At 59.3% G+C, this 5,013-nt stretch carries 6 protein-coding genes; 3 read left to right on the top strand and 3 right to left on the bottom strand.

Annotated features, from left to right (window positions below; genetic code table 11):
- Positions 1-216: 216 nt before the first annotated feature.
- Genes ACK8OE_RS20650 through ACK8OE_RS20640 form a run of 3 tightly spaced genes read right to left on the bottom strand, consistent with a single transcriptional unit; the run spans position 217 to position 1,539 of the window.
- Positions 217-804: a YdeI/OmpD-associated family protein gene (locus tag ACK8OE_RS20650; protein WP_410274196.1), complete on the bottom strand. Its 588-nt coding sequence runs from the start codon at positions 802-804 to the stop codon at positions 217-219.
- A gap of 4 nt (positions 805-808) precedes the next feature.
- Positions 809-1,219 (bottom strand): SRPBCC domain-containing protein, encoded by a 411-nt coding sequence (locus ACK8OE_RS20645; RefSeq protein WP_410274195.1) that lies wholly within the window; start codon positions 1,217-1,219, stop codon positions 809-811.
- Complete coding sequence (locus ACK8OE_RS20640; protein WP_410274194.1) at positions 1,216-1,539, bottom strand: ArsR/SmtB family transcription factor; 324 nt, start codon at positions 1,537-1,539, stop codon at positions 1,216-1,218. The genes ACK8OE_RS20645 and ACK8OE_RS20640 overlap by 4 nt, the downstream gene beginning before the upstream one ends.
- A gap of 232 nt (positions 1,540-1,771) precedes the next feature.
- Here ACK8OE_RS20640 and ACK8OE_RS20635 point away from each other — a divergent pair, with 232 nt between their 5' ends.
- From ACK8OE_RS20635 to ACK8OE_RS20625, 3 genes are read left to right on the top strand one after another with little or no spacing between them, the layout of a single operon-like run.
- Positions 1,772-2,992 (top strand): site-specific integrase, encoded by a 1,221-nt coding sequence (locus tag ACK8OE_RS20635; protein WP_410274193.1) that lies wholly within the window; start codon positions 1,772-1,774, stop codon positions 2,990-2,992.
- Positions 2,989-3,933: a tyrosine-type recombinase/integrase gene (locus ACK8OE_RS20630; protein ID WP_410274192.1), complete on the top strand. Its 945-nt coding sequence runs from the start codon at positions 2,989-2,991 to the stop codon at positions 3,931-3,933. The genes ACK8OE_RS20635 and ACK8OE_RS20630 overlap by 4 nt, the downstream gene beginning before the upstream one ends.
- Positions 3,930-4,922: a tyrosine-type recombinase/integrase gene (locus ACK8OE_RS20625; protein ID WP_410274191.1), complete on the top strand. Its 993-nt coding sequence runs from the start codon at positions 3,930-3,932 to the stop codon at positions 4,920-4,922. Before ACK8OE_RS20630 ends, ACK8OE_RS20625 begins: the two co-directional genes overlap by 4 nt.
- Positions 4,923-5,013 lie beyond the last annotated feature (91 nt).

Genomic DNA, 5,013 nt, shown 5'->3' with positions numbered 1-5,013 from the left:
CATTATGCCGTAAGTCGGATTATGCCGTATGGCCGAGCTAAGAAGCTGTTTTGCCTTCCTTCAGCCATGCGGCAGTTCGGCATAATCAGAGCGCTTCGAGGAATGCGGATGTTCCGATGGTATGCCGTCTTTCTCGAAGTCAGGCTGCCAGATATGCGGACGAAGCTGCCGTCTGATCAAGTGAAACAAATGACTGCTTTTTCGCGCTCGCCGCCGTCAGCGTTCCAACTGACCGTTCCCCTTCAGAACCCTGTCACGCGCTTTGGTGATCCGGTTCGTTCGCGTTTCCTGTCGCTTCGAGGCGTTGAAATGGATGACGTAGCTGCGCTTTCGTCCGGGCGTGAGCTGGTCAAAAGCCTCTGCGTATTCCTGATCGCTTGCGAACACCTGCAAGAGCTCATCCGGCAGCGTCAACTCGTCCTTGGCGGGTTTCGCGATCTCTCGCCCATCGCGCTCGATGTCGATCGCTTGCTGAAGAAACGCACGAATCAGCTTCGAACTGTCAGTCACGTGAGACGGCGACGTGAAGTGGAGTCGACGCATGCTCTGCGAATTCGCTCCCGGGGCGACCAGCGCGTCGGTTTCATCCGTGAGCAGCACACCCTTTGGGAATCCAAGCGCACAGAACTCTTTCTGATTAAATATGATCGCGACTGGCCGCTCTTCGAAGAGATAGCAGAGCTTGCCCCACTTCACTGTCTCGGTAAGGCCAAAGTCCAAGACGATGGAGCGCAATTCACGCCGCTCGGCCTGCCATCTGGCATCGCCGAGCAACGATTCAACAGTGATCGCGGTCTTGTCCAAGGCGTTAACCCATAGTCGCCAAAATGCCTTCGAGGTTATTGAGGAACCGTTTCCACCCATATTCTGCACCGTTGCGGGCTTGCTCCTGACCGGCGGCGAAGCCTGTCTGTTCCATACGAAGGCGGGTTCCATTCTCAGTTGGGGTCAATTCCCAGGTCACTATAGTGTCGATCCCCATGCCAACCCACGTATATGAGAGTGTCTTGCCGGGTTCATTCAGCAGGACCTTGCAATCGACTGAACCCCAGTCGCCGCTCATCGTGAAGGTCCGGCCGGGTTCGGCCGAGAAGTTGTTCTTCATCAGCCACTCCTCGATCAAATGTGGTTGGGTCAGTGCGCGCCAGATCCTGTCTGGCGGAAAGGCAAGGTCACGTTCGATCACGACGGATTGCGTCTGTATGGTTGCTTCGTTCATTGGTCTGTCCTTTTCAGCAGGTCTTCGAGATCGTCAAATCGCGCTTCCCAGAAGCGAGCCATCTCGGCGGCCCAGTTCGTGAGTGGGGCAAGCGCGACAGGTAAGGGTGAGTAATGTGTCTTGCGACCGTCTTGGCGATCATGGACGAGGCCAGCGCGTTTTAGCACGCCCAGGTGCTTGGAAACGGCTGGCTGAGAGATTCCGGCATGCTCCGTCAAAGCCACGACGGTCATCTCGCCCCCCCGACACAGCCGCTCAAAGATCGCGCGGCGGCTCGGATCAGCCAGAACCTTCAGAAGTGTGTTGATATTCTCGGACATTGTTCATAACTCGTCAGATATGAATCAATTCATAGCTACGTAGTTATGATTTAGTCAAGCCCGTTTCCGAGCATTCGCCACGCAGCAGAAATGCAGGAAGTTTGGGCTCGAAGCGGACAACCTCATCGATTGCCGCGGACTCACGTGGTCAGGCCGAAATCCGCCGCAGGGCTGGTCAAACATTCCGGATTTGCCGCCAAGATTGTTGCTCCAACAACATGGAGCACAAGAAATGGAACCATCCAGCGATACTACCTGCCTCGATTGCTATCTCGAGTCGTTCGAGAAAAGTCTTTCATCCAAGAACTACAAACCAGCCACACTGAACAACTATCGTTGCCTGCTTCGGCGGTTTGGGCGCTTGCTCGACGCCGAGGGCATCGCGCCATCGGCATTGACGCCGGACCTTGCTGTCGAGTTGGGGCAGCGGTTACCTGCTACGCCGAAGAGCCAGGTGAAGATCCCCAATCTCGCAAGGCTGTTCGTTGCGCATCTGATTGAAATAGGCGTCGCGACACAGCTGCCTTTGACGCCTGCGCAAGCCGAACGCGCCGAGCTGCTGGGCAACTTCGAAACCTATCTCGTCCGGCAGCGGGGCCTCAGCCCGCGCACGATATATCATGTGCTCCGGTTCGCGGACCGCTTTCTCGATCATCGCTTCGGCGACGATATGCTCGACCTGCGGGCACTGAACGTCCGTGATGTCGTGGCGTTCATGGAATGCCTTGTGACGCGCAAGAGGCCATTCCGCGACAAGACTCCGGCCACGCATCTGCGCAGCTTCTTCCAGTATCTGTTCGCTCAGGGGCTCACGACGACCAACCTGTCGCTCTGCGTCCCTCGGGCGCACAAACCCTGGGGCGCGAGGCTCCCCCGATACCTGTCGCCTGAGGAGGTAGAGACCGTCGTAGCCTCGGTGCGCAGCAATCCACGCCGCGGCACCCGTGACTACGCCATGCTGTTGTTGATGGCGCGCCTCGGCCTGCGTGCGCCGGAGATCATCGCGATCCAGTTGGATGACATAGACTGGCGCGCCGGCGAACTGTTGGTTCGTGGAAAAGGCCAGCATCACGATCGGCTTCCTATACCGCCGGACGTCGGCGAAGCCATCAGCGAATACCTGCGCGAGGATCGCTCCTCCGCAACCACGCGCGCGCTGTTCGTGACGCATCGGGCACCCAACCGTCCGTTCAAGGACAGCCAGGTCATCAACACGATTTTGAAGGAGGCGTTCGCTGCGACGGGCGTTAAGCCGCCAACACCCTACGTCGGATCGCATGTTCTGCGCCACAGCCTGGCAACGAAAATGGTTCGCGCCGGCGCCTCGCTAGAGGAGATCGGCGATCTGCTGCGGCACCGATCGAGGGCAACGACGATGATCTACGCAAAGCTCGACACGGACGGTCTGCGTTCCATTGCCCAGCCCTGGCCGGTCGCGGAGGAAGCGCGATGAGCTTCCTCACTGAAATGGACCGATACCTCACCATCAGACGGCAGCTCGGTGCCGATCTGAGCACCGATGAACGGATATTGCGCCGCTTCGTCACGTTTGCCGACCGTGATGGAGCGCGGCACATCAGCATAAGCCTTGTCATGAGCTGGCTCGAAAGCCTGCCTTCCGCCAGCGCGGGAACCCGGGCGACACGCTTCAGGGTCGCCCGCCAGTTTGCCGAATGGTTGCACGGCATGGACCCAAGGCACGAGGCTCCGCCACGGGGATTGGTGCCGGGCCGTGTTCAGCGTTCTCACCCCTATATCTACAGCGATGCCGAAATCGTTGCGATCATCGAGCATGCGCGAATGCTGCCTTCGGTCTACTGCCTTCGCGGTCTGACCTACTCGACGCTGTTCGGCCTGATCGCCGTGACCGGGCTTCGGATCAGCGAAGCTCTTGCTCTTGACCCTGCCGACCTTGATGTCGAATCCGGCGTGCTGCATGTCCGGCAGGGCAAGCTCGGCAAGGAACGACTGCTGCCGCTGGACCCGAGTGTCGTGCATCGGCTGGAAGGCTACGGTCGCGAGCGGGATCGACTGCTTGGCCGCCAGCCGGAGGCGTTCTTCGTAACCTGCGAGGGGCGCCGCCCTGGCGATTGCAGTGCGCGCTACAACTTCGCGCATGTCTGCCAGCAGATCGGATTGCGAGAACCGCAGCTTTATCTTCGGCACGGCCGTGGCCCGCGCATTCACGATCTTCGCCATACGTTCGCGGTGCGGACCATGCTGGGATGGTATCGGTCGGGCAAGGACGTCGGCCGCGAAATGATCAAGCTCACGACATGGCTCGGTCATGCGAACCCCGCCCACACATACTGGTATCTGGAAGCGGTCCCGGAACTGCTGGAACTGGCCTCCGCCCGAATAACCGGCTCAGCGGCGGAGGTGGAAGTTCGATGAAGACGAACAACTTCCCCGCACTGATCCAGCGCTTCTTCACAGATCGGCTCTGCACCCAGATGGAGGCGAGCCGACATACCATCGCCGGCTATCGCGATACATTCCGGCTGCTGATCCGGTACGCAAGCGCGCGGTGTGGAAAGCCGCCGACGAAACTGACGATCGAGGATCTCGATGCCGATCTCATCGCCGACTTCCTGACCTATGTCGAAACGGTGCGTGGGAACACGGCTCGCACCCGCAATACACGGCTCGCCGCTATCCGCTCATTCTTCCGCTACGTCGCATTGACCGATCCGAGCTGGCTTCTCCATTGTCAGCGGATACTCTCGATGCCGAACAAGCGATATGTAAAGCGTAGCGTCACATTCCTCGACGCGGATCAGATCGCGGCTTTGCTTGCCGCACCGGATCGAACGACGTGGGCGGGGCGGCGTGATCATGTCCTGCTGGTGCTTGCACTTCAGACCGGACTTCGGGCGTCCGAACTGGTCAACCTGAGGTGTAAGGATGTGATCCTTGGCACCGGAGCTCATATCCGTTGCATCGGCAAAGGCCGAAAAGAACGCAGTACGCCTCTTCGCCGCGACACGGCCAAGCTTATCCAGACCTGGATCGGCGAACGCCGGGACAGCGACGGACCGTTGTTCCCGTCGATCCGGGGTGAGCGGCTCAGCCGGGATGCATTGGAGCACCTGGTGCGCAAGCATTGCCTGACGGCAACGCAAGCATGTCCGAGTCTCGCAGGAAAACGCGTAACTCCGCACACGCTGCGCCACAGCACGGCGATGGAATTGCTTCACCACGGTGTCGACCAATCCGTGATCGCGCTTTGGCTTGGGCATGAATCCGTGGAAACGACCCAGATCTATATCCACGCGGACATGCGGCTGAAGGAAAAGGCGCTCGCTCAGGTCGCCAGCCCCGAAACACATCCCGGGAGGTATCGTCCGAACGACGAACTGCTGGCGTTCCTGGAGGCGCTCTGATTATTATGCCGAACTGTCGCATGGCCGAACGCAGGCATCGCAGCCACGAAGCTCGGCCATGCGGCATAATCCGATTTACGGCATAATGCAC

This window comes from Asticcacaulis sp. W401b (assembly GCF_046503825.1).
In the GTDB taxonomy this organism is placed as follows: Bacteria; Pseudomonadota; Alphaproteobacteria; order Caulobacterales; family Caulobacteraceae; genus Asticcacaulis.
The sequence above is the reverse complement of the archived record's forward strand: the minus strand, read 5'-3'. Positions and strand labels throughout refer to the sequence as shown.